Annotated in this window: 20 protein-coding genes and 2 pseudogenes; 17 read left to right on the top strand and 5 right to left on the bottom strand. The window is 70.7% G+C overall.

The features are described from left to right. Window positions 1–119 precede the first annotated feature (119 nt). The 5 genes and pseudogenes from BJF79_RS45190 (at window position 120) to BJF79_RS45210 (ending at window position 4,858) form a co-directional block, all read left to right on the top strand. A pseudogene (locus BJF79_RS45190) lies at window positions 120–1,300 on the top strand (acyl-CoA dehydrogenase family protein). After that, window positions 1,297–2,088, top strand: coding sequence for an SDR family oxidoreductase (locus tag BJF79_RS45195; protein WP_075906818.1), 792 nt, complete (start codon window positions 1,297–1,299; stop codon window positions 2,086–2,088). The pseudogene BJF79_RS45190 and the gene BJF79_RS45195 overlap by 4 nt, the downstream one beginning before the upstream one ends. 14 nt (window positions 2,089–2,102) lie before the next feature. Continuing rightward, complete coding sequence (locus tag BJF79_RS45200) at window positions 2,103–2,735, top strand: TetR/AcrR family transcriptional regulator (RefSeq protein ID WP_075906820.1); 633 nt, start codon at window positions 2,103–2,105, stop codon at window positions 2,733–2,735. Window positions 2,736–2,749: 14 nt separating this feature from the next. Beyond that, window positions 2,750–3,904 carry an acetyl-CoA C-acetyltransferase gene (locus BJF79_RS45205; RefSeq protein WP_075906822.1) on the top strand — a complete coding sequence of 385 codons (1,155 nt, stop codon included), beginning with the start codon at window positions 2,750–2,752 and terminating at the stop codon, window positions 3,902–3,904. A gap of 126 nt (window positions 3,905–4,030) precedes the next feature. Continuing rightward, window positions 4,031–4,858 (top strand): MaoC family dehydratase N-terminal domain-containing protein, encoded by an 828-nt coding sequence (locus tag BJF79_RS45210; RefSeq protein WP_083734734.1) that lies wholly within the window; start codon window positions 4,031–4,033, stop codon window positions 4,856–4,858. Between the two features lie 33 nt (window positions 4,859–4,891). Here BJF79_RS45210 and BJF79_RS45215 read toward each other — a convergent pair whose 3' ends face one another. After that, window positions 4,892–6,043, bottom strand: coding sequence for an acyl-CoA dehydrogenase family protein (locus BJF79_RS45215; protein ID WP_075906826.1), 1,152 nt, complete (start codon window positions 6,041–6,043; stop codon window positions 4,892–4,894). A gap of 116 nt (window positions 6,044–6,159) precedes the next feature. On the opposite strand from BJF79_RS45215, the gene BJF79_RS45220 reads away from it, so the two are divergent. The 3 genes and pseudogenes from BJF79_RS45220 to BJF79_RS45230 all read left to right on the top strand — a co-directional run. Then, window positions 6,160–6,894: a GntR family transcriptional regulator gene (locus tag BJF79_RS45220; protein WP_083734731.1), complete on the top strand. Its 735-nt coding sequence runs from the start codon at window positions 6,160–6,162 to the stop codon at window positions 6,892–6,894. Between the two features lie 59 nt (window positions 6,895–6,953). Beyond that, a complete protein-coding gene (locus tag BJF79_RS45225) occupies window positions 6,954–8,147 on the top strand; it encodes an acyl-CoA dehydrogenase family protein (protein WP_075906828.1) in 1,194 nt (397 codons plus the stop codon). 57 nt (window positions 8,148–8,204) lie between these two features. Beyond that, a pseudogene (locus tag BJF79_RS45230) lies at window positions 8,205–8,726 on the top strand (CaiB/BaiF CoA transferase family protein); the annotation flags it as partial. Window positions 8,727–8,780: 54 nt separating this feature from the next. Here the strand turns inward: BJF79_RS45230 and BJF79_RS45235 are convergent. After that, a complete protein-coding gene (locus tag BJF79_RS45235) occupies window positions 8,781–9,587 on the bottom strand; it encodes a tyrosine-type recombinase/integrase (protein ID WP_075906830.1) in 807 nt (268 codons plus the stop codon). Between the two features lie 538 nt (window positions 9,588–10,125). Next, the gene (locus BJF79_RS45240; protein ID WP_075906832.1) at window positions 10,126–10,632 is read right to left on the bottom strand and encodes a helix-turn-helix domain-containing protein; all 507 of its coding nucleotides are present in this window, start codon (window positions 10,630–10,632) and stop codon (window positions 10,126–10,128) included. A 169-nt stretch (window positions 10,633–10,801) separates the two neighbouring features. On the opposite strand from BJF79_RS45240, the gene BJF79_RS45245 reads away from it, so the two are divergent. The 9 genes from BJF79_RS45245 to BJF79_RS45290 all read left to right on the top strand — a co-directional run bounded on the left by BJF79_RS45245 (window position 10,802) and on the right by BJF79_RS45290 (window position 18,981). Beyond that, the gene (locus BJF79_RS45245) at window positions 10,802–11,017 is read left to right on the top strand and encodes a helix-turn-helix transcriptional regulator (protein WP_262403522.1); all 216 of its coding nucleotides are present in this window, start codon (window positions 10,802–10,804) and stop codon (window positions 11,015–11,017) included. Between the two features lie 301 nt (window positions 11,018–11,318). Beyond that, complete coding sequence (locus tag BJF79_RS45255; RefSeq protein ID WP_075906836.1) at window positions 11,319–12,470, top strand: helix-turn-helix domain-containing protein; 1,152 nt, start codon at window positions 11,319–11,321, stop codon at window positions 12,468–12,470. Beyond that, complete coding sequence (locus BJF79_RS45260) at window positions 12,467–12,853, top strand: hypothetical protein (protein ID WP_075906838.1); 387 nt, start codon at window positions 12,467–12,469, stop codon at window positions 12,851–12,853. The genes BJF79_RS45255 and BJF79_RS45260 overlap by 4 nt, the downstream gene beginning before the upstream one ends. Continuing rightward, window positions 12,850–13,050, top strand: a complete 201-nt coding sequence (locus BJF79_RS45265) for a hypothetical protein (protein WP_143220947.1) — start codon at window positions 12,850–12,852, stop codon at window positions 13,048–13,050. The genes BJF79_RS45260 and BJF79_RS45265 overlap by 4 nt, the downstream gene beginning before the upstream one ends. Further along, window positions 13,051–13,389, top strand: a complete 339-nt coding sequence (locus BJF79_RS45270; protein WP_075906840.1) for a helix-turn-helix domain-containing protein — start codon at window positions 13,051–13,053, stop codon at window positions 13,387–13,389. A gap of 52 nt (window positions 13,390–13,441) precedes the next feature. After that, window positions 13,442–14,014 (top strand): hypothetical protein, encoded by a 573-nt coding sequence (locus tag BJF79_RS45275; protein WP_075906841.1) that lies wholly within the window; start codon window positions 13,442–13,444, stop codon window positions 14,012–14,014. 3 nt (window positions 14,015–14,017) lie between these two features. After that, window positions 14,018–14,809 carry a hypothetical protein gene (locus tag BJF79_RS45280; protein ID WP_075906842.1) on the top strand — a complete coding sequence of 264 codons (792 nt, stop codon included), beginning with the start codon at window positions 14,018–14,020 and terminating at the stop codon, window positions 14,807–14,809. 80 nt (window positions 14,810–14,889) lie between these two features. Further along, window positions 14,890–15,246 carry an HNH endonuclease gene (locus tag BJF79_RS45285; RefSeq protein WP_075906843.1) on the top strand — a complete coding sequence of 119 codons (357 nt, stop codon included), beginning with the start codon at window positions 14,890–14,892 and terminating at the stop codon, window positions 15,244–15,246. A gap of 402 nt (window positions 15,247–15,648) precedes the next feature. Next, window positions 15,649–18,981: an NlpC/P60 family protein gene (locus tag BJF79_RS45290; RefSeq protein ID WP_143220948.1), complete on the top strand. Its 3,333-nt coding sequence runs from the start codon at window positions 15,649–15,651 to the stop codon at window positions 18,979–18,981. 595 nt (window positions 18,982–19,576) lie between these two features. On the opposite strand, the gene BJF79_RS45295 is transcribed toward BJF79_RS45290, so the two are convergent. Together BJF79_RS45295 and BJF79_RS64590 are read right to left on the bottom strand one after the other, a co-directional pair. After that, window positions 19,577–20,437 (bottom strand): XRE family transcriptional regulator, encoded by an 861-nt coding sequence (locus BJF79_RS45295; RefSeq protein ID WP_262403523.1) that lies wholly within the window; start codon window positions 20,435–20,437, stop codon window positions 19,577–19,579. Further along, window positions 20,374–20,772: a helix-turn-helix domain-containing protein gene (locus BJF79_RS64590; RefSeq protein WP_262403524.1), complete on the bottom strand. Its 399-nt coding sequence runs from the start codon at window positions 20,770–20,772 to the stop codon at window positions 20,374–20,376. The genes BJF79_RS45295 and BJF79_RS64590 overlap by 64 nt, the downstream gene beginning before the upstream one ends. Window positions 20,773–21,199 lie beyond the last annotated feature (427 nt).

Here is a 21,199-nt window from a genome sequence, read left to right on the forward strand (position 1 = left end):
CACGGCCCGCCGCGCAGTCGGCCGCGCAGTCGGCCCGGCGCGCGCGGGGGGCGGGGCGGGACGCCGAACCCGCCCTGGAGGGGGATTCTTTCTAACAACTGTTTGGTAGAGTGCGCCTCGTGAACGAGAACGAGTCCCCCGAGGACCGGGCGTTCCGGGCCGAGGTCCGCGACTGGCTCGAGTCCAATCTGTCCGGCGAGTTCGCGCACGCCCGCGGGCTCGGCGGCCCGGGCCGCGAGCACGAGGCGCACGAGGAACGGCTGGCCTGGGAACGGCACATGGCCGCCGCCGGCTGGACGTGCGTGGGCTGGCCGAAGGAGCACGGCGGCCGCGGCGCCACCGTCGAGCAGCAGGTGATCTTCCACGAGGAGTACGCGCTCGCCGACGCCCCCGCCCGGGTGAACCACATCGGCGAGAACCTGCTCGGGCCCACGATCATCGCGTTCGGCACGGACGAGCAGAAGGCCCGCTTCCTGCCCCCGATCGTCGCGGTCGAGGAACTGTGGTGCCAGGGCTACTCCGAGCCCGACGCCGGATCCGACCTCGCGAACGTCCAGACGCGCGCCGAACTCCGGGACGGGGAATGGCGTGTCACCGGCCAGAAGGTGTGGACGTCGCTGGCGCTCGAAGCGACTGGTGCTTCGTCGTCTGCCGCACCGAGCCCGGCTCGTCCCGCCACAGCGGCCTGTCGTACCTGCTCGTCCCCATGAAGGCGGACGGCGTCGACATCCGGCCGATCGTGCAGCTCACCGGCACCTCGGAGTTCAACGAGGTGTTCTTCGACGGGGCCCGCACGGACGCGGCCAACATCGTCGGCGCGCCCGGCGACGGCTGGAAGATCGCGATGGCGACGCTCGGCTTCGAACGCGGCGTCGCCACCCTCGGCCAGCAGGTCGGCTTCCGCCGCGAACTGAACGGCGTCGTCGAACTGGCCCGCCGCACCGGCGCGATCGACGACCCGCTGCTGCGCGACCGGCTCGTCCGCTCCCACATGGGTCTGGAGGTCATGCGACTCAACGCGATGCGCACGATGGCCGGGGTCGCCGCCGGGGCGCCCGGGCCCGAGTCGTCCATCTCCAAACTGGTCTGGGGCACCTGGCACCGCGAACTGGGCGAGCTGGCCATGGACGTCCTCGGCACCGCGGGCCTCGTCGCCGACGGCGAGCCGTACGACCTGAACGACTGGCAGCGGCTGTTCCTGTTCTCCCGCTCCGACACGATCTACGCCGGGTCGAACGAGATCCAGCGCAACATCATCGCCGAGCGCGTGCTCGGGCTCCCCAGAGAGGCACGCGGATGACCCTGCCCACCAGCAAGCCCCCCTACGTCGAGGGCCACGACCTCCTCAAGGACCGCGCCGTCGTGATCACCGCCGCCGCCGGGGCCGGGATCGGCGGCGCCACCGCCCGCCGCTGCCTGGAGGAGGGCGCCAGCGTCCTGATCTCCGACGCGCACGAGCGGCGGCTCGCCGCGTCCGAGCGGGAACTCGCCGCCGAGTTCGGCGCCGACCGCGTCGCGTCGCTGCCCTGCGACGTCACGTCCGAGGAACAGGTCGGCGCCCTGTACGACCTGGCCGTGCAGCGGTTCGGACGCGTCGACGTCGCGGTCAACAACGCGGGGCTCGGCGGCACCGCCGACCTCGTCGACATGCCCGACGACCAGTGGGACCGCGTCCTCGACATCACCCTCAACGGCACCATGCGCTGCACCCGCGCCGCGCTGCGGATCATGCGCGGGCAGGGCTCCGGCGTGATCGTCAACAACGCGTCGGTGATCGGCCACCGGGCGCAGAAGGGCCAGTCGCACTACGCGGCCGCGAAGGCCGGCGTCATGGCGCTCACCCGCTGCGCGGCGCTGGAGGCCGCCGAGTTCGGCGTCCGCATCAACGCCGTGTCGCCGTCCCTGGCCATGCACCCGCACCTGGTCAAGGTCACCTCGGCGGAACTGCTGGACGAGCTGACGCGCCGCGAGGCGTTCGGCCGCTACGCCGAACCGTGGGAGGTCGCCAACGTTATCGTCTTCCTGGCCGGCGACTACTCCTCGTACATGACCGGGGAGGTCGTCTCCGTCTCCTCCCAGCATCCTTAGGAAGTCCGTAACCCATGAGTCCACGACGGCGCGACGCCGAGGGAACCGCGGCCGCGCGCGCGGAGCGGCGGGCCGAGCTGCTCGCGACGGCCGCCGAGGTGTTCGCCTCCCAGGGCTACTCCGCCACCACCGTCCGGAAGGTGGCCGACGCCGCCGGGATCCTCGGCGGCAGCCTGTATTACCACTTCGACTCCAAGGAGTCGATGGCCGACGAGATCCTCTCGACCTTCCTGGACGAGATGTGGACCTCCTACGAGCGGGTCCTGGCCGAGGACCGCAGCGCCCGCGACACCCTCGAAGGCATCGTCGTCGAGTCGTTCCGCTCGATCGACCGGCACCGCCCGGCCGTCGTGATCTACCAGAACGAGTCCAAGCATCTGGCGACCGGCGAACGGTTCCACTACCTGCTCGACTCGCAGCGCCGGTTCGAGGAGATGTGGCTGGCCCTGCTGGACCGGGGCGTCGAGGAGGGCGCCTTCCGCGCCGACCTCGACCGGACGCTCATCTACCGGTTCATCCGCGACACCGTCTGGGTGGCCGCGAACTGGTACCAGCGCGGCGGGCGGCTGTCCGCCGAAGACATCGCCAAGCAGTACCTCGCCATGTTCCTGGAAGGGATCCAGGCGAGCCGACCCCCTGCGTCGTGAGAAGGAGACCATCCATGGCCGAGGCATACATCGTCGAAGCGGTCCGCGCACCGGTCGGACGGCGCGGCGGCGGGCTCTCCGGGGCGCACCCCGCAGACATGGGCGCGCACGTGCTGACCGCGCTGATGGACCGCACGAAGGTCGATCCGGCCGCCGTCGAGGACGTGGTGTTCGGTTGCGTCGACACCATCGGCCCGCAGGCCGGGGACATCGCCCGCACCTGCTGGCTGGCCGCCGGGCTGCCCGAGGAGGTCCCCGGCGTCACCGTCGACCGCCAGTGCGGATCCTCGCAGCAGGCCGTGCACTTCGCCGCGCAGGCCGTCCTGTCCGGCACGTCGGACCTGGTGGTGGCGGGCGGCGTGCAGAACATGTCGCAGATCCCGATCGCGTCCGCGATGACCGCCGCCGAGCCGCTCGGCTTCACGCAGGGCCCGTTCACCGGCTCCAAGGGCTGGGTCCGCCGCTACGGCGACGGCGAGGTCACGCAGTTCAACGGCGCCGAGATGATCGCCCGCGACTGGGACCTGTCCCGCGAGGAGATGGAGGCGTTCGCCTACCAGTCGCACCAGCGGGCCATCCGCGCGATCGACGAGGGCCGGTTCGCGCGCGAGATCGTCCCGTTCGAGGGCGTCGAGCACGACGAGGGCCCGCGCCGCGACACGTCCCTGGAGAAGATGGCCGGCCTGAAGACGCTCGTGGACGGCGGCCGCCTCACCGCCGCCGTCTCGTCGCAGATCTCGGACGGTTCCGCGGCGCTGCTCATCGCGTCCGAGCAGGCCGTCAAGGACCACGGCCTCACCCCGCGCGCCCGCATCCACCACATCTCCGCGCGCGGCGAGGACCCGATCCGGATGCTGTCGGCGCCGATCCCCGCCACCGCGTACGCGCTGAAGAAGACGGGCATGACGATCGGCGACATCGACGCCGTCGAGATCAACGAGGCGTTCGCGTCCGTCGTCCTGGCTTGGCTGAAGGAGACCGGCGCCGACCCCGCGATCGTCAACCCCAACGGCGGCGCCATCGCGCTCGGCCACCCGCTCGGCGCGACCGGCGCCCGGCTGATGACGACGCTGCTGCACGAGCTGGACCGCACCGGCGGCCGCTACGGCATGCAGACGATGTGCGAGGGCGGCGGCCAGGCCAACGTCACCATCATCGAGCGCCTCTGACCGGACGCCTCCGACCGGACGCCTCCGATCGAGCACCGCGGAAGCCCGGCGGCCCGCCCCGGGCCGCCCGCGGCTTCCGCCGTGTTGGCATAATTCCCTATCAAATATATGAAAGGGGTGCGGCCGGTGATCGATGTGGCGGGATGGGCGCCGGAGACGCGGGAGACGACCGAGGTCATCGGGGCCGCGCCGGCGGCGGCGCTGGCCGGAGTGCTGGACATCGGACCGCCGGGGGAGGAGCTGCCGCCGCTCTGGCAGTGGCTGTACTTCCTCGAACGTCCCGCGCAGCACGAACTCGGCGCCGACGGGCATCCCCGGGAGGGACGGTTCCTGCCGCCGATCCCCGACCGGCGCCGCATGTTCGCGGGCGGCAGGTTCCGGATCGCCGAGCCGCTGCGCGTCGGCGACACCGTCACCCGGCGCGACGAGCTGGCCTCGACGGCCGTCAAGAACGGACGCAGCGGCGAGATGCTGTTCGTCACCGTGCGGCACACGTTCCTGCGGGACGGCACCGAGATCGCGGTCGAGGAGCAGGACCTCGTCTACCGCAGCGGCGACCCGGCCGACCGCCCGGCGGGACGCCCGGAGGCCCCGGCCGGGCCGCCGCCGGAGCCCCCGGCCGTGGACGCGCCGTGGACGCTGCCGATGACGGCCGACCCCGTCCTGCTGTTCCGGTTCAGCGCCCTCACCTACAACGCCCACCGCATCCACTACGACGAGGAGTACGCCACCGGCGTCGAGGGGCACGCGGGCCTGGTCGTCCACGGCCCGCTGCTGGCGATCCTGTGCCTGGAGCTGCCGCGCCGCGCGGACGTGCGGGTGCGCGAACTGTCGTTCCGCGCCCGCAGGCCCGTGTTCGCGGGGCGGCCGTTCACGGCGGCGGGCGCGCCGGACGGCACGCTGTCGATCGAGGCGCCCGGCGGCGTCACCGCGATGACCGCGACGTTCGCCTGAACGACCGGCGCCCGGGAGGGTCGCCCGGGCGGGTCAGATGCGGTGCCGCCCGATGAGCTGCTTGACGATCACGTTGCGCTGGATCTCGTTCGTCCCCTCGCCGACGATCATCAGCGGGGCGTCCCGGAAGTAGCGTTCGACGTCGAACTCGGTGGAGTACCCGGCCGCGCCGTGGATGCGGACGGCGTTCAGCGCGATCCGCATCGCCGCCTCCGACGCGTACAGCTTCGCCATGCCGGCCTCCATGTCGCAGCGCTCGCCCGCGTCCAGCCGCGCCGCCGCGTCCAGCGTGAGCAGCCGCGCGGCGCGCAGCTCGGTGGCCATGTCGGCCAGGTGGTTGCCGACCGACTGGTGTTCCCAGATCGGCTTCCCGAACGACTCGCGTTCCTGCGCGTAGCGCAGCGAGTCTTCGAGGGCGGCCCTGCCGACGCCGAGCGCGCGCGCCGCCACCTGGATGCGGCCGACTTCGAGCCCGCGCATCATCTGGGCGAAGCCGCGCCCCTCCTCGCCGCCGAGCACGGCGTCGAGCGGCGCCTCGTACCCGTCGAACACCAGCTCGCAGCTCTCCACGCCCTTGTATCCGAGCTTGGGCAGGTCGTGCGAGACGGTGAGCCCGGGCCCCCGCTCGGCGAGCAGGATGCTCATCCCGCGATGCCGGGGCACGGCGTCCGGGTCGGTCTTGCACAGCAGCGCGATCAGCCCGGACCGGCGCGCGTTGGTGATCCACATCTTGGCGCCGTCGACGACGTACCGGCCGTCCGCGCGCCGCGCGACGGTGCTCATGGCCTGGAGGTCGGACCCGCCGGACGGTTCGGTCAGCGCCATCGTCGCGCGCAGTTCGCCCGTCGCCATGCGCGGCAGGTAGCGGGCCTTCTGCTCCTCGGTGCCGAACACGGCGAGCAGGTGCGAGACGACCGTGTGGCCGCCGAACGCCCCGGCGAGGCTCATCCAGCCGCGGGCCAGCTCCTCGGTGACCAGCGCGTAGCAGGCTTTCGACACCCGCGTCTCTCCGTAGGGCTCGGGCACGGCGAGGCCGAAGACGCCCAGTTCCTTCATCCGGTCGATGAGCCGCTCCGGGTAGGCGTTCGCGTGCTCCAGTTCGCGCGCGGCGGGCCGGACCTCCCGGTCGACGAAGTCCGCGACGACCTCCACGATGGCGCGTTCCTCCGCGTTGAGCTCGAACACCGCGACGTCTCCCTCCGGGGCCAGAGAATGCTATTTCATATATTTGATAGGGAGAGTGCCGCGCTGTCAACGCGGGGCGTCCATAATGTGAGCACCAGACACCCCTCCGGGAGGCGATGACCGTGCCCTTCTCCGGCGAGCGCCTCTCCGGCGACGACGCCGCCCCGCCCGGCGACCGGTCGCTCGGCAGGCGCCGCCAGCTCAGCGACGAGGTCGCCGCGTACGTCCGCGAACTGATCATGTCCGGCCGGGTGCGGCACGGGGAGTTCCTCCGCCTGGAGCGGGTCGCCGACGACCTCGGGATCAGCGTCACGCCCGTCCGGGAGGCGCTGCTGTCGCTGCGCGGCGAGGGGTTCGTCACGCTGGTGCCGCGCCGCGGGTTCATGCCCGCGCCGCTGTCGCGGCAGGACGTCCAGGACCTGTTCGAGGCCCAGGCGTACTTCGCGGGCGAGCTGGCCGCCCGCACCGCCGGGAAGATCACCGAGGACGGCCTGGCGGAGCTCGCGGGCACGCAGCGGCTGCTGGAGGAGGCGTCCCGGGCGCGCGACGCCGAGGGCATCGAGCGCGCCAACCACGGCTTCCACCGGTCGATCAACCTGTGCGCGGACTCGCCGAAGACGTCCTGGCTGCTGCAGCTCGTCGTGCGGTACGCGCCCCGCCGGTTCTACTCGACGATCGACGGCTGGAGCCAGGCGTCGGTGGACGATCACCACCTCGTCCTCGCCGCGCTGCGGGCGGCCGACGGCGACGCCGCCAGGCAGGCGATGCGCGCCCACATCCGGCACGCGGGCGCGCTGCTGGTCGTGCACCTGGAGGGGCGGGGTTTCTGGGACGACGCCGGGACGGGCTGAGGGCGCCGCCGAGGTCTTCCCTTCCGGCATGTCCACCAATATCGTATAAAAAATTGCCGATGTGGAGGTGGGGAGTGGCGGAGCGGCTGCGGCAGACGCACGGGCTGTCGGACGAGCAGCGGGAGATCCTCGCGACGGTGCGGGCGTTCGTCGACAAGGAGATCCTCCCGGTCGCGACGGACCTCGAACACGCCGACGAGTACCCGCAGGCGATCGTGGACGGCATGCGCGACCTCGGGCTGTTCGGCCTGACGATCGGCGAGGAGCACGGCGGGCTCGGCGAGTCGCTGCTGACCTACGCCCTGGTCGTCGAGGAGCTCGCGCGCGGCTGGATGAGCGTGTCGGGCGTCATCAACACGCACTTCATCGTGGCCTGGATGATCGAGCGGCACGGCACGCCCGAGCAGCGGGCGCACTACCTGCCGAAGATGGCCGCGGGCGAGATCCGCGGCGCCTTCTCCATGTCCGAGCCCGACTGCGGCTCCGACGTGTCCGCCATCCGGACCCGCGCCGTCCCCGACGGCGACCACCACGTCGTCGACGGCCAGAAGATGTGGGTCACCAACGGCGCGTCCGCGAACCTCGTCGCCACGCTCGTCAAGACGGACCCGGACGCCGGGCACCGCGGCATGACGACGTTCCTGCTCGACAAGACGCCCGGCTTCGGCGAGGTCGCGCCCGGCCTGACGATCCCCCGCAAGATCGACAAGATGGGGTACAAGGGCGTCGACACGACCGAGATGGTCTTCGACTCGCACCGCGTCCCGTCCGCGCAGATCCTCGGCGGGACGCCCGGGCGCGGCTTCTACCAGATGATGGACGGCGTCGAGGTCGGCCGCGTGAACGTCGCGGCGCGCGGCTGCGGCGTCGCGATGCGCGCCTACGAGCTGGCCCGCGAGTACGCGCGCCGCCGCGAGACGTTCGGCCGCCCGATCGCCGAGCACCAGGCCGTCCTGTTCCGGCTCGCGGAGATGGCGACCAAGGTCGAGGCCGCGCACCAGATGGTGGTGATGGCGGCGCGCCGCAAGGACTCCGGCGAGCGCAACGACCTCGAAGCGGGGATGGCGAAGTACCTCGCGGGCGAGTACTGCAAGGAGGTCGTGGAGGCGTCGTTCCGGATCCACGGCGGCTACGCGTACTCCAAGGAGTTCGAGATCGAGCGGCTGTACCGGGAGGCGCCCATGCTCCTCATCGGCGAGGGCACCGCCGACATCCAGAAGATGATCATCGGCCGCCGCCTGCTGGAGGATTGACCGGTGCCCGGAGCACAGGACGGCGGCCGGGCCCCCGCGGGCGGTCCGGGCGAGCCGCTGCCCCTCGAAGGGATCACGGTCGTCGCGCTGGAGCAGGCCGTGGCGGCGCCGTTCGCGTCCCGCCAGCTCGCCGACCTCGGTGCGCGCGTCGTCAAGGTCGAGAAGGTCGACGGCGGCGACTTCGCCCGCGGCTACGACTCGAACGTGCGCGGCGGCCTCGGCACCCACTTCGCCTGGCTGAACCGCTCCAAGGAGTCGGTGGCGCTCGACCTCAAGACCGACGAGGGCCGCGCGATCCTGGACGAGCTGGTCGCGGGCGCCGACGTGTTCCTGCAGAACCTTGCGCCCGGCGCGGCGGACCGTCTCGGGTTCGGCGCCGGGCGGCTCCGGGAGCGCGATCCCCGGCTGATCGTGGTCGACATGTCCGGGTACGGGTCGAGCGGGCCCTACCGGGACAAGCGCGCCTACGACATGCTCGTCCAGGCCGAGGCGGGGCTGATCTCGGTCACCGGCACCCCGGAGACGCCGGTGAAGGCGGGCTCGCCGATCTCCGACATCGCCGCCGGGATGTACGCGTTCCCCGGCGAACACGCCCGTTTGGCGTGCTGACCAGCATCGGAGCAGGCGTCGAGGTCACTCGGACACCGCCTGTTCCGGCTCTGTTCCGTCTGCTCGATGATCTTGGACCGGTCGGAGACGGAACAACGACCGGTCGATCGCGTTCCGCGCGGCCTCGTACGCCTCCTCGGTCGTGTGCCCGTAGACCCGGATCGTGACCGGAACCCGCCGCTGGTTCTTCCGCGAGTGACCGAGGAAGTCCATCACCGCCCCGAGCTGAATCCCCGCGTCTTGCAGCGTGGTCGAGTAGAAGTGCCGCAGGGCGTGCTCACCGTCGCCCTTCCCCGGCGACTGGTAGTGCTGCGTCACCCCGCCGCGGCGCCCCGGCACGGGCGGCCGGATGACCCCGGCGGCGGCGAGCGCGGGAAGCCACACCGAAGCTTCATACGAGCGTGACCGGATGTGCTGGTCACGTGTCGCCGGGTGGGCGCCCTGCCAACGGAACAGCAGCCCGCACGTGTGTTCCCCGTCGAGCTCGCCGTTCTCCCGCATCCACGGCAACGAGTAGGAGCGCGGCGGGTAGGCGTCGATGTGCGCCCGGACGAGTCGCGCCACCCCTGACGGCAGAGGCACGCTCCGTTCGCGGCCGCCCTTGGGGGCCTTGAACACCCATCGGCCGCCGACCTGCACCGCCTGACGGCACACCCGCACCCGTCCCGCCTCGAAGTCGAAATCTTCCTCGGCCGTGGCGAGGGCCTCCGACTCCCGCAGCCCGCAGCCGGCCTCGAGCGCGGGGATCGGCCGATACGGTTCCGCCGTCCCCTGGATCACCGCCCACGCACGATCTGCCGACCACACCTCGCGCTCGTCCGCGGCGCTCATCACGGGGACGAGGCTTGGGGACGATCGGGGACTTAGCCGGGTTGTCTCGCCGCAGACCGTCCGCTACGGCCAGCGCGAAGATGCCCCGCAGGATGAACAGGGCCTGTTCCTGAACGGACACGCCGTGCGTCCGCGAAAGGGTGAGGAGCCACTCGGCAACCTCGGACGGCTTCACCGACCGCACCTGACGCCGCCCGAACACTGGCTCGATGTGGAGCCGGAACGTCCGCTCATACTTGATGCGGGACGCGCCGCCAACGTCTCGCAGCCGCAGCCATTTGTTGCCGAGGGTGCTAAGAAGTTCCTTGCCAGCGGCTGGGTCGAGGTACTCGCCGCGGGCGATGTCCTCTTCCTGCTTGCGCGCGTATTTCAGCGCGGCGTCCTGGATCCGAAACGTTTTTCGTTCTCTCGCGGCCGTCTGCCTCAATCCAGATGGCGAGCCACCGCTTCGCGGTCTTGGAGCCGCCGAGGTCCGGGTGACGGGGCGACTTCTTGGTCTTGGCCTTGTCCAAGTACCAGAGGTCTTTAGCCCGCGCCATCATTGCCCCTCCCACGCTTCAGGGTCGAGGCGTCGAAGACGCTCCAAGGCTTCCGCCGGATCGTCGTACTGGCCAGACTTCGCGATCTGACGATGCTGTGCCCGCGTCCGCTCGAGCTCTTCGGAGGAGCGCTCTCCCCAACTGGCCAGACGGCGCCGACCCCGCGGGCGAACGCGGACGTGGAACAGGTCCGGGTCATCGTCTTTGCGCAACGGTTCGCGCCCGTCCGCCCACTGCCACACCTGGTAGGCGGTCGTGGGGCGCTCGCATCCTGTGACCTCTGCCGAAGTCTCGTCGGCAATGTCGGGGAACAGCAGAGCGTTCGGGTTCACCCCGAGTGCGACGGCCAAAGCGACGAGATCGTCGACGTCGACCCGTCGCCCCTCCTTCTCGATCTTCGTGATGCCCGTCGCGGTGATGGGGCGGCCAGCAACTTTCAAGCGGCGCGACAGGTCGGTGGTGGAAATGCCCTGCGAACCTCTGATCTTCGCCAGGTTGCTTGCCACAAATCGACCCGTGGGCCCGAGTGCACCGGGCCGATGACGCTTCTCATCTGCTGCCATGTTGGCAGTGAAGCATACCGACTTGACAGAAGCAACTAGTTCCAGTGATGCTTCCCTCATGCCTGGAATCGCTTCTTAGATCGAAGTGATCCTGTCGAGGAAGGCGAAGACAGTGTCGAAGGTCGAAGTGGTGGAGCTGACGGCGAAGCAGGTTGCCGCGCTCATCGGAGTCACTGAGGAGACGCTCGCCAACTGGCGCTCACGCGGACACGGGCCCCCCTACCGCAAGCTCAGCAACGGCCGATCGGGGCGAATCCGGTACCGCAACACCGCGGTAGAGGAGTGGCTCACCAGCCGCGAACTGCAGCCGGGAGGCGAGGCGGCCTAATGGGCGTGGACGCGCAGAGCGGCGCGCCCCCCAGCAAGGATGCGCGCCGCTCCAACAACTCGGTCTTCCGGACCGCCCCCAAGCCTAACCGCCGCAGGGCGCCACGCGCCTACGCGTCGCTGTTCGCTCCGGACGGGCGGCGGCGCCGGTGGATGCTCACCTACGTGTGCCCGCACTGCGGGTTCGGGCATCGCGCTCTCGCCCGCTCCGAGCAGGCCGCACGAATGCTGCTGACCCGCGGTGCCTGCGGTCGGTTGGTCGTAATCCGCATCGCCCGCACCTACCGAGGGCGGGAGGATGCGTGACCACCCCCGATGACTACCGGCGCCCGGACGGCGCCCCGCTTCAGCGGGTCGACCGGTACCGGTGGACTGAGGTTCTGCGGCGCCTCCGGGTCAAGCCAGCCGTGAAGCTCACGGGCGTCTTCATGGCGAGCTACGGCGACAAGACGGGCAAGGACAACTTCCCCGGCATCGTGCGCCTCGCGAACACGACCGGTCTCGACGACCGGACGGTCAGGTTGTCGCTGAAGACGCTGCGAGATCTCGGCATGGCCTACCGCGTCTTCGAGGGGTCTTCCATGGGCCGCGCAGGCGGCAAGGCTGACCACCACGTGCTGACTCTCCCCGTCGACCTCACGCTGTTGGACCTGATCCCGAGGGACGAGAACGATCCAGAGCGAGAGAAGAAGCGGGAAGCCTCCCGGGAGGCGGACCGCAAGCGGAAGGCCGCAAAGGGGTCCGGAGGGGCCTCCGGAGGGGCCTCCCCAGGGGGCTCCGGGAAGGGTTCGCCGAAGGGTTCCGGGAGGGGTTCCGGGGACCCCTCCCGGGGTGGCGGTTCCAAAGAACAGGGGATCTCAGTTCCGGAACAGGGGACCTCAGATACCGGAACAGGGGATCTGAGATACCGGAATCCGGTATCTCAGATCCCCCCACCCCCTGAGAGACCCCCCTATGAACCCCCCGATTCTCGTGATCACCCTCCGGCGCGAATCCTCGCGCCGCCGCACGCTGACGCGCGCGGCGCAGCGAGCGGCTATCGAGCGTTCTTCGACGCGGAGTGGAAGGCGCGGGGCGGGCAGGCAGAAGAACTCAGCGACGACGAGGCCGAAGAGCTCCGGTCGGAGATCAACCTCGAGTACGTGGAGTACGCCGTTAACGACTTCGACGGCACCGTCGAGCAGTCGACGGCCGTCGGGATGCTCGACGGTGGTGCGCACCCCAAGGCGGTCGTCAACAAGATCTACAAAGACCGCGGCGAGGGCGAAGACGAGTACCGGTCGGCGGTCGGCTGCTTGCTTGCGGTCGACCAAGGCGAGATGGAGATCTATCTCGAGGCGGCCCGTCAGCATGTGACGGCGCACTTCGACGGGGCCACCGAACGGTTCGTCTACATCTACGCGGCGCGGCTCATCCGGCGCGACCACGGCATGAACCACCGGAGGAGCGCATGAGCCTGGACGACGCGATGCGGCGGGCGGCGGACGAGCGTCTACAGGCCCGCCTCGCCGCCAACCGCAGCCGCCGCGACAACCGCCGCCGGCGCCTCGCCGAACTCACAGAGCGGCGCCGACACGGACTCACCGCACGGCACCGCAACAAGCTCCGCAACACCGCGGACCCCACAGGAAGGAAACCCATGACCGACCCGAACGACGTCCGGCGCCGCACCGCGATGCGCCGCACGACCAGTCTCGCGCCCGACGACATCCAGACGATCGCCCTGCCCGGTGGCGTCTCGGTCGTCGTCGACATGATCGACCGGACTATCACCGTCGACGGGCCCACCGCGGGCTGGAAGGTCACCGACAAGCGCAGCAAGGCGGGCAAGCGGTGAGCATGCGCCGCATCGAGGTCGACGTGCCCGCCGAGACCTACGACCGGATCCGCGCCTACGCCAAAGCGTCGGGGGCGAACACGTCGCAGGCCGCGGTGTTCATCATCCTGACCGGGTTCCAGGTCCTCGCCGGGGTCGCCGAGGGCGCCCAGGACGCGCGAGAGGCGGGCAAGGCCGCGGGGAAGGACGCCGCCTAGATGGACGAGCAGCAGCAGATCTGCCCGGAGACGCTGAAGGTGTTGCGGCGGCTCATGGTCCAGTACCGCGACCGTCCGGCGGTGTACCGGGATCTGCTGCTGCTCGACACCCTCATGCACGACTACCGCAGTCGGGTCGAACTGACCGAACTAGGTAGCGGGGATCCGGGCGCCCCATCGTGGTATCTGACCGCGGGCGAGGTCGCCGAACTTCTCGGCGTCACCCCGGACGCGGTACAGAAGGCGTGCCGGCTCGGCAGGCTGCAGGCGGTCAAGCGGCCCGGGTCCCGCGAGTGGCGGATCACCCCGGACTCGGTCGCCGACTACCGGGCCGCCTAAGGGAGGGTCAGACAGTGGACATCGACGACGTCCATCGGGCGTCGACGCCAAGGTGCAGAAGATCCGCGCGAACAAGCGGCTGTCACCGCAGGCTCGGCAAGCCGACCTGATCAAGGCGCACCGGGAAGCGTCCGAACGCGCTCAGCAGCTTTGGCGCGAGGGCGAGTCTGCGCACGCGCAACGGACGCGGGTGCTGTACCGCAAGGCGTTCGTCGCGCCTGCCAGTGACCACCCCTCCGACGCGATCTCGCGTCGCGACGCCGCCGACCGCGCCGCGATGGTCAACGACCCCAAGGAAGCGCTTGAGATGTTGGCGCGTGCTCAGCACCACGGCGATGAGCATCTTGCCCGCGCCATCGGGCAGCGCGCATACGAGCAGCACAAGACCCTCCCGGCGAGGCTTGGCAACAAGGAGTGGGAACCGGTCCTAAAGGCGTTCGTGGTGGACCGGCCCGACGCGGACGAGGCGCTCGGCGAGCTGCAGAGCCTCGCCGACTTCAGCGACCGGGCCGACCGTCTTCGCATGGCCATGAGGCACGCCGTCCCGGCGCCGTCGGAGATCGCCGATCTCAACCCCAGCGAGCAGACCAAGCTGCTCGAGAGCCTCGCAGAGACGGGCGACTGAGCCGTGTTCGTCAGCGCCGCCGCCGCGGTCGACACGGTGAAGACGGTCCGCGCGCTCGGCATCGAGGTGCCCGCCCCGGTACTCGAGGCGGAGGAATGGGTGGCGGAGGTCGCTCGCCTGGTCGCTGTCCCCGACCCGCCGCGCCCGCCGCTGCCCGACCGGCCCGGCAAGCTCGCCGCCCTGGTCGACGACTACGTCACCGCCCGGGCCGCCGCGGCGCACGCCCGCAACGTTGCCGCCACCTACAGCAGCGACGCCCACAACCTCCTCATCGCCGCCGTCAAGGGCGCCGTACCCGTGTGGGTCACCGAGATGATCCCCGCCTACGCCCAAGCGCGGGACGCGTTCACCGGCGCCGCGCCGCGCCTGCCCGCCGACACGACCCCCGACCAGGTTCGCGCGTTGACGCCGACGCAGTTCCGGCACTGGCAGAAAGCCGACCGCGCCGCCTACCAGCTCGATGCGCTGGTGAAGGCCCGCCGCGATCTGGAGAAGATCGTGGCCGAACCCGTCACCGGCCGGTTCGTCGACCTCGCCGCCGCATCCCGCGTCACCACGGTCCCCGAGGGACTGCGGTGCCGCACCACGTGGGAACAGGTGTCCGCAGGGCTGAAGGTGTGGCGCTCCAAAGGCGACCCCGTCACCCGCTGGACCGCGCTCACGCACGCCGCCGACCAGGCCGCGCTAGAGCTCGCCCTCGCAGACGTGGGCACGCTGCAGCCCCGCGTCAACGAATACGAGGCATGGCTTGACCGGATGCTCGCCACCGCGGGCCGCCTGTTCGCCACCACCTGATCTCTCGTCCGCGCCGGGCGGGCGTCTAATCGGGTCGGTGGCGCCCGGTGCGGACGAGACCAACCAAGGGGAGAACGCACATGCCGAACGCGTACTGGAAGGACAAGGACTCCTACCGGTCGCAGCCTCGCCCGTACGGGTGGAAGGCGATCCGGGAACGGATCATCGCCCGCGACGGTGGTGTCTGCCAGATGCCGCAGGACTCCCAAGGGATCACGCGCTGCGGTCGGCCCGGCAACCAGGTCGACCACATCGTTCCGGTGTTCATGGCCAAGAGCCAACAGGAGTTGGAGCGACTGGAGCAGGACGACAACCTGTGGTTGCTGTGCGTCTCCTGTCACCGGCGCAAGACCTCGAGCGAGGCGGGCAAGGAGTCGCAGCGGCGCCGGCCGAAGCGGCGGCGAGAGCCCGAGCGGCACCCCGGACTCATCGACTGACGGTTACAGAGCGTGGGCACCTTCCCGTCCCCCCGGGGTCGTTCGCACCCGTCCGCGTATAGCGCTCCTGGTCCCCCCCAGGTTTTAGGGTCCGTGGGCCCCGATTTCCGCTACGGAATGTAACCGGCTTCCGGGCGGCTCAGAACCCCCAAACCCGTACACGGTGCGGCCCGCATTACTCGGGCGGGGGCGAACGTCCCCGGGAGGAAGGGAAGGCGCCCGGGGCTGTGACGGTCGGTTACACCCGACTGGATTAGGGCGTTTCGGCCGGTGGGGCGAACCCTCGAATTCAGCGTGTGTTGAGTTCGAGGGAGTCGGGTCGTGGCGTCGATCACCGTTGGTTCGGTCTCGGTAGACGTGGTTCCGGCCGTGTCCGGGTTCGCCCGTGAGATGCGCCGATCGTTGCTGCCTGACGCCTCGAGGGTCGGCAACGAGATCGGGGAGACGATCGCCGACCGGATCACCTCGCATGTCGACGACATTCAGGTTCGGGTGGACGCGGGCCGCTCGGTCGCGCAGCTGCGCAGGATCGATCAGGCGCTCGAGCGGATTGACGGTCGTCGTGTCCATGTCGAGCTGGACATTGATGCGCTCGGGGCGCTCGCTGAGGTGCGGGCGTTGGGGATCCTTCTGGATCGGCTGGACGGACGCACGGTCGGTATTGACGTGGACGTGGATCGTCCGGCGGCGGGCCTGTCGGCGCTGTCGGGGGCGGCTACGTCGGCGGCGGGCGGGCTGCAGCGGCTCGGCGGCGCCGCGGGCCTGGTGCGCATGGCGCCGCTCGCGGGTGGCGTGCTGGTGGTCGTGTCGGTCGTGCAGCAGTTCGTGGCCGCGGTCGGCCCTGCGGTCGGGATCATCGCCGCCCTTCCCGCTGTCGCCGCCGGTGCGGTGGCCGCGTTCGGGGTGCTGAAGCTCGCCACCACGGGTGTCGGTGAGGCGTTCGGCGCGGCGTTGACCGCCGACACCGAAAAGTTTCAGGAGTCGCTGAAGGGGTTGTCACCGGCGGCCCGGTCGGTGGCGGTGGAGTTGCGGGCCCTGCGACCCCAGTTGATGGGGCTGCGGAACGCCGCTCAGCAAGCCCTGTTCGCTCCGTTGCGGGGCGAGCTGACCCGTATGGCGGGCGTCCTCGGCGGGCCCCTCAGAGCGGGCGTGAGGGGCGTCGCGGGCGAGTTCGGGCGCATGGCCGCATCGGTGACGCGGTTCGCGCGGTCCGCCGAGACCGTCAAGGGCGTCCGCGTCGGGTTCGCCGCGGTCCGCGAGTCCCTGGCGGTGCTGCGTCCCGCGCTCGAGCCGTTCCTTGCCGGGCTGCGCGCGGTCGCGATCGAGGGCACGCCGGCGCTGACGCGGATCGCGACGGTGGTGGCGGGTCTGGCGACCAGGTTCGGGGAGTGGTTGTCCAAGCTCGCAGAGTCGGGCCGCATCGGCAGCATTCTCGACTCGGCGTTTTCGTCGCTGAGCCTGATCGCCGGGGTCGCCGGGGACCTGTTCGGGATCTTCTCCGGCCTATTCAAGTCGATGGTGTCGGCCGGTGGCGGCCTGGTCGGGGTACTCGCTCAGGGCGCCGACCAGCTGAACCGGTTCCTGTCGTCGGCGGAGGGTCAGAACGCGCTGACGGCGTTCTTCCAGGCGATCAACGCCGGATGGCAGATCATCACCCCGGTCATCGGGGTGATCGGCGAGCTCGTCGGGCAACTGGTGCGGGGCCTGTTGCCGGTGCTGACCCCGTTGATCGGCCTGGTGCGGCAGATGGCGACCGAGGTCGGCGCGACCCTGTCGGAGGCGCTGCGGCAGGCGATTCCGTCGCTGGTGCAGATGGTGGTGGAGATCGCCAAGCTGTTGCCGCTGCTGACACCGATTCTGCCGATCTTCGCGCGGTGGGTCGCGACGATCGCGCCGCTGATCCCGGCGGTGGCGAGTCTGGCGGCGACGCTGGTCGGCTACCTGGTGCCGGTGCTGCGGTTCGTGATCACGAACCTGGTGCGGTTCTGGCAGACGGTGGCGAATCTGGTGTTGCCGGTGTTCGCGCGCATGGTGTCGGTCGTTCAGTGGGTCGCGTCGATCATCACGCCGGTGTTCCACGGTATCTGGGTCGGGATCCAGACGCTCGGCCGGTGGGCGATGTGGCTATGGACGAACGCGATCCAGCCGGCGTTCCGTTTCATCGCGAACCTGGGGAAGTGGCTGTACTCGATCATCGCGGTCGCGGTGATCGGCCCGATCCTGGTGCAGTTCAAGATCTGGTCGACGGTCGCGCAATGGCTGTGGAAGTCGGTCATCCGGCCCGTGTTCTCCGGCATCGGCGGGTTCATCCGCGACACGTGGCGGAACGTCATCCAACCCGCCCTGTCGGCGATTTGGGGGTTCCTGCGCAACACCCTTGGTCCGGTCTTCACATGGATCTACCGGAACGTGATCCGGCCGGTGTGGAACGCGGTCGGGTCCGCGATCGGGTTCGTGTGGCGCAACGCGATCCGGCCCGTGTTCAACGCCGTCCGTGACGGGGTGGGCAAGCTCGCCGGGTACTTCAGCACCGCCGTCAAGGCGATCGGGAAGGCGTGGGACGGGCTGAAGTCCGCAGCCAAGAAGCCGGTCGCGTTCGTGGTGAACACCGTCTACAACGGCGGGATCGTCCGCATCTGGAACGCGGTCGCGGACCTGGTGCCCGGGGTGAGCAAGCTCGGCGAGGTCAAGGGGTTCGCGCGAGGCGGTGTGATGCCCGGGTACGCGCCGGGCCGTGACAAGCTCCTCGCCGCGGTCAGCCCCGGCGAAAGCATCTTCCGTCCGGAGTTCACGCGCGCGGTCGGGCAGGACTTCGTGACGGGCGCGAACGCCGCGGCCCGCTCGGGTGGCGTGTCGGGTGTCCTGCGGTATCTGCACATCGCGGGGGATCCCGGCATGGGGCCCGGGTTCGCCGGACACTTCGCCTTCGGTGGGATCGTCGGCGGGTTCCTCAAGGCCGCGAAGAACTGGTTCGCCGGCGGCCTGGTCAACACCGCGACCAAGGCGTTCAACCCGCTCATCGACGGGGCGCAGCGCGCGATCGGCAGGACCGCGTTCGGGGACATGGCGGTCGGTGCGGCGCGCGGCCTGGTCGGGAAGATCCTGGGGTTCTTCGGTCCGCTCGAGCGGGAGCTCGGCGGGAACGCGGTCGTGCGCGCGGCCCGCACGCAGCTCGGGGTGCCGTACGTGTGGGGCGGCACCAGTTGGGATGTGGGCCTCGACTGCTCGGGCCTCACCAGCCAGGCGTGGAAGCGGGGCGCGGGCGTGTGGATCGGCCGCACCACCTACGCGCAGTATCCGGACTCGAGGCCGATCGATGGGCCGCGTCCGGCGGCGCTGGGGTTCCCGCACCTGGGGCATGTGGTGATGGCGTCCAAGCCGGGCTACATCATCGAGGCGCCGTATACGGGCGCGAATGTGCGGGAGGTGCCGATCTCGCGTGGCTACCAGTGGCGGTGGCCGAATGCCGCATCGGGGCTGAAGTTCGACCAGGGCGGGTGGCTCCCCACCGGGGTCAGCATGGTCTACAACGGCACCGGCGCTCCGGAACCGGTGCTGACGGATGCGCAGTGGGCTCGGGTGTCTGATGCCGCCGCCGGTGGGGACGGGGGGACGCACTTCCACGCGCACCTGGACGAGATGACCAAGGCCGCGTACGAGTCGCAGATTCGGACGGCGTTCACGGCGATGCAAGTCGCGCAGGCGCAGCGGGACCGCACCGGTCGGCGGAGGTGAGACCGGGGCCCGGGGGACGCGCGCCGTCAATCACCCGGGCCCCGGGGCTTATCGGCGCCGCACCATCCGGGCGGCGACGTCGTCGGGACCGTCCGGCCCGTACATCCGGTAGGTGACGCCGGACGGCAGGGTGACGTGCCACCAGCGGGGTTCGTCACGGCGTAGACGCGCCGAGCGGCTCGCCGTCGTCGTCGCGGGGGACGTAGATCCCGTCCGGGTGCGTCTCGAGGGTCATCGCGTGCACCGGCCCGGACCGTGTTCGGGGGACGGCGACGCGGGGGGACCTGGCACACGGCCGGGTGCGTCACCGTCCCCGCTCCCCCCAACCCCATCGAAGACGGGGCGGCTCGAGGGCTCCCAAGCGCGCGGCGCGACACCGAGCAGCATCGTATAGACGCGCTCGGGGGCATCGGGATGACCGGAACCCAGGACCGACAGCATCCGGTCCCACATGTCGCGGCTCATGTTCATCCACTCGCCGCTGAATCCACCTGATCCGGACATCATCGCCGGTCCTCCGTCGCTGCGATCACCTGGCGAAACAAAGCGTCACAGCAGCCGCAGGACCGGAGGGACATGGTTCGTGTCCCCTACCTCACACCAGGATCCCGATCCGGTCGGCCAATTCCCGGGCGTCGCGCCGCACCGGCCGGTCGGTCGCGGCGGCGAGATCGGCGACCAGGCGCCGCGCGTACCCGTTGAACCGGATCGTCTCGGGTGCCGCGGTGTGCGCGTCGCGCAGCGTGGCGACGGTGGCGGCCTGGTCGACGGCGAGGGCGTGCGCCCGCGCGACCTCGATCAGGTGTCTCCCCCGCCGCGGCCGCGAGGGGATTGCCGCCTTCACCGTCCGGCGAGCCTGCCGCACCGATTCGCCGGCCTGCCGCAGCTCGACCGCGAACGTGACGGCGTGCGCCCCCATGATGACGCGGGAGAACGACGTCATCGGCTGATAGTGACCGGCCGGGAGAGATTGGGCGATGCGGTCGGCGTCGTCCCACCAGCGCCACGCCACGCCACGCTGACCGGCCCTCGCCGCGGTGTACCCGGCCTCGATGTGCAGGGCGCCCCACAACGCTCTCAGGTCGTCGCCGCCGCCGTCGAGGCGGGGCCGCAGGGTGTCGAGGGCGGCGCGGTTCACCTGCTCGGCCGCGTCGAAATCACCGGCGTCGCGGTGCGCCTGAGCCAACGACCACACCGCCGCGGCGAACGCGCCCGGGTTCTCGGACTCCTCGGCCGCCATCAGGGTGCGTTCGGCGATCCGCCACAGCAGACCCGCGTCCGGCTGATACGCCACGTAGAACTGCGCGACGTTGTACGCCCCGGCGAGGATCGCCAGAGCGCGCCGCCGGTCGGCTCCCTCGTAGGCGCGGGACGCATGCCGCGCGTCGGTGATCAGGGACGGCAAGAGCTCGCCGAGGACGGTGCGGTGATCGGGTGCGGCATGCCGGCGCGCCATGCGGCGTCGACGCGGGCGGCGAGGTAGTCGAGGCGCTGCGGTTCCCGGCTCGGGATCGTCACGGCGTTGATCGCTTCCCGCACCGCGGGCAGGGACGGGTGCCCGGGGCCGCGGGACACGTCGATGCCGATGGGCTCGCCGCCGGTGAGGAGACCGACGTCCCGCAAGCCGAGGGCGGCGGCGATGTTCTGCAGCGCGGCAAGCTTGGGGTTGCGGATCTGGTTGGACTCCACTGCCTTGATCCATCTCGGGTTCGTGCCGACCAGTCCGGCGAGGACGGGTCGGGTCAGCCCTCGCCGCTGCCGGTAGAACTTGATGCGCTCTCCGGTAGTCATGTCCGGGTCTGCCGGGTCTGGGGTACGGTCACGCATGACGGCCTCGCTCGGGTCCGTGGAGTGTCGACAGCTCCCACGGTACGGGCGGGGCCCTTCGCATGTCCGGGGGCTCCAACGTGTGAGTGCACGCGCATGCGGACACGTGTGCCCGCGCCCGCCCACACGCGTACGCGAGCCGCCCCCCGGGTGTGTTGCGGCCCTGATTCGGTCTCTGACGCGATTTCCGGGCGTCGCCCGACCGCTGAGTCTCGCCGCCCCCTGCTGTGCAGTCTGGGGCCCGCTGAGGGTGCACTGTGCACCGTCCCACGCGCACGCGCGTGCGGGCGCCGCGGGGGCGCGCCTTGACTCCCGGAGGCGGGTCGACCGCCGGACTGTGCACTGCACACTGCACACCTCGCCCGCGTACGGGATTCGGACACGACCTAAC

Origin of the sequence: Actinomadura sp. CNU-125 (genome assembly GCF_001942465.1) — a bacterium.
Lineage (GTDB): Bacteria > Actinomycetota > Actinomycetes > Streptosporangiales > Streptosporangiaceae > Spirillospora.

Coding starts and splice junctions, on each gene's coding strand:
- BJF79_RS45195 (WP_075906818.1), top strand. CDS start 1,297: ATGACCCTGCCCACCAGCAAGCCCCCCTACGTCGAGGGCCACGACCTC.
- BJF79_RS45200 (WP_075906820.1), top strand. CDS start 2,103: ATGAGTCCACGACGGCGCGACGCCGAGGGAACCGCGGCCGCGCGCGCG.
- BJF79_RS45205 (WP_075906822.1), top strand. CDS start 2,750: ATGGCCGAGGCATACATCGTCGAAGCGGTCCGCGCACCGGTCGGACGG.
- BJF79_RS45220 (WP_083734731.1), top strand. CDS start 6,160: ATGACCGTGCCCTTCTCCGGCGAGCGCCTCTCCGGCGACGACGCCGCC.
- BJF79_RS45225 (WP_075906828.1), top strand. CDS start 6,954: ATGTGGAGGTGGGGAGTGGCGGAGCGGCTGCGGCAGACGCACGGGCTG.
- BJF79_RS45235 (WP_075906830.1), bottom strand. CDS start 9,587: ATGAGCGCCGCGGACGAGCGCGAGGTGTGGTCGGCAGATCGTGCGTGG.
- BJF79_RS45260 (WP_075906838.1), top strand. CDS start 12,467: ATGAGCCTGGACGACGCGATGCGGCGGGCGGCGGACGAGCGTCTACAG.
- BJF79_RS45270 (WP_075906840.1), top strand. CDS start 13,051: ATGGACGAGCAGCAGCAGATCTGCCCGGAGACGCTGAAGGTGTTGCGG.
- BJF79_RS45285 (WP_075906843.1), top strand. CDS start 14,890: ATGCCGAACGCGTACTGGAAGGACAAGGACTCCTACCGGTCGCAGCCT.
- BJF79_RS45295 (WP_262403523.1), bottom strand. CDS start 20,437: ATGGCGCGCCGGCATGCCGCACCCGATCACCGCACCGTCCTCGGCGAG.
- BJF79_RS64590 (WP_262403524.1), bottom strand. CDS start 20,772: ATGACTACCGGAGAGCGCATCAAGTTCTACCGGCAGCGGCGAGGGCTG.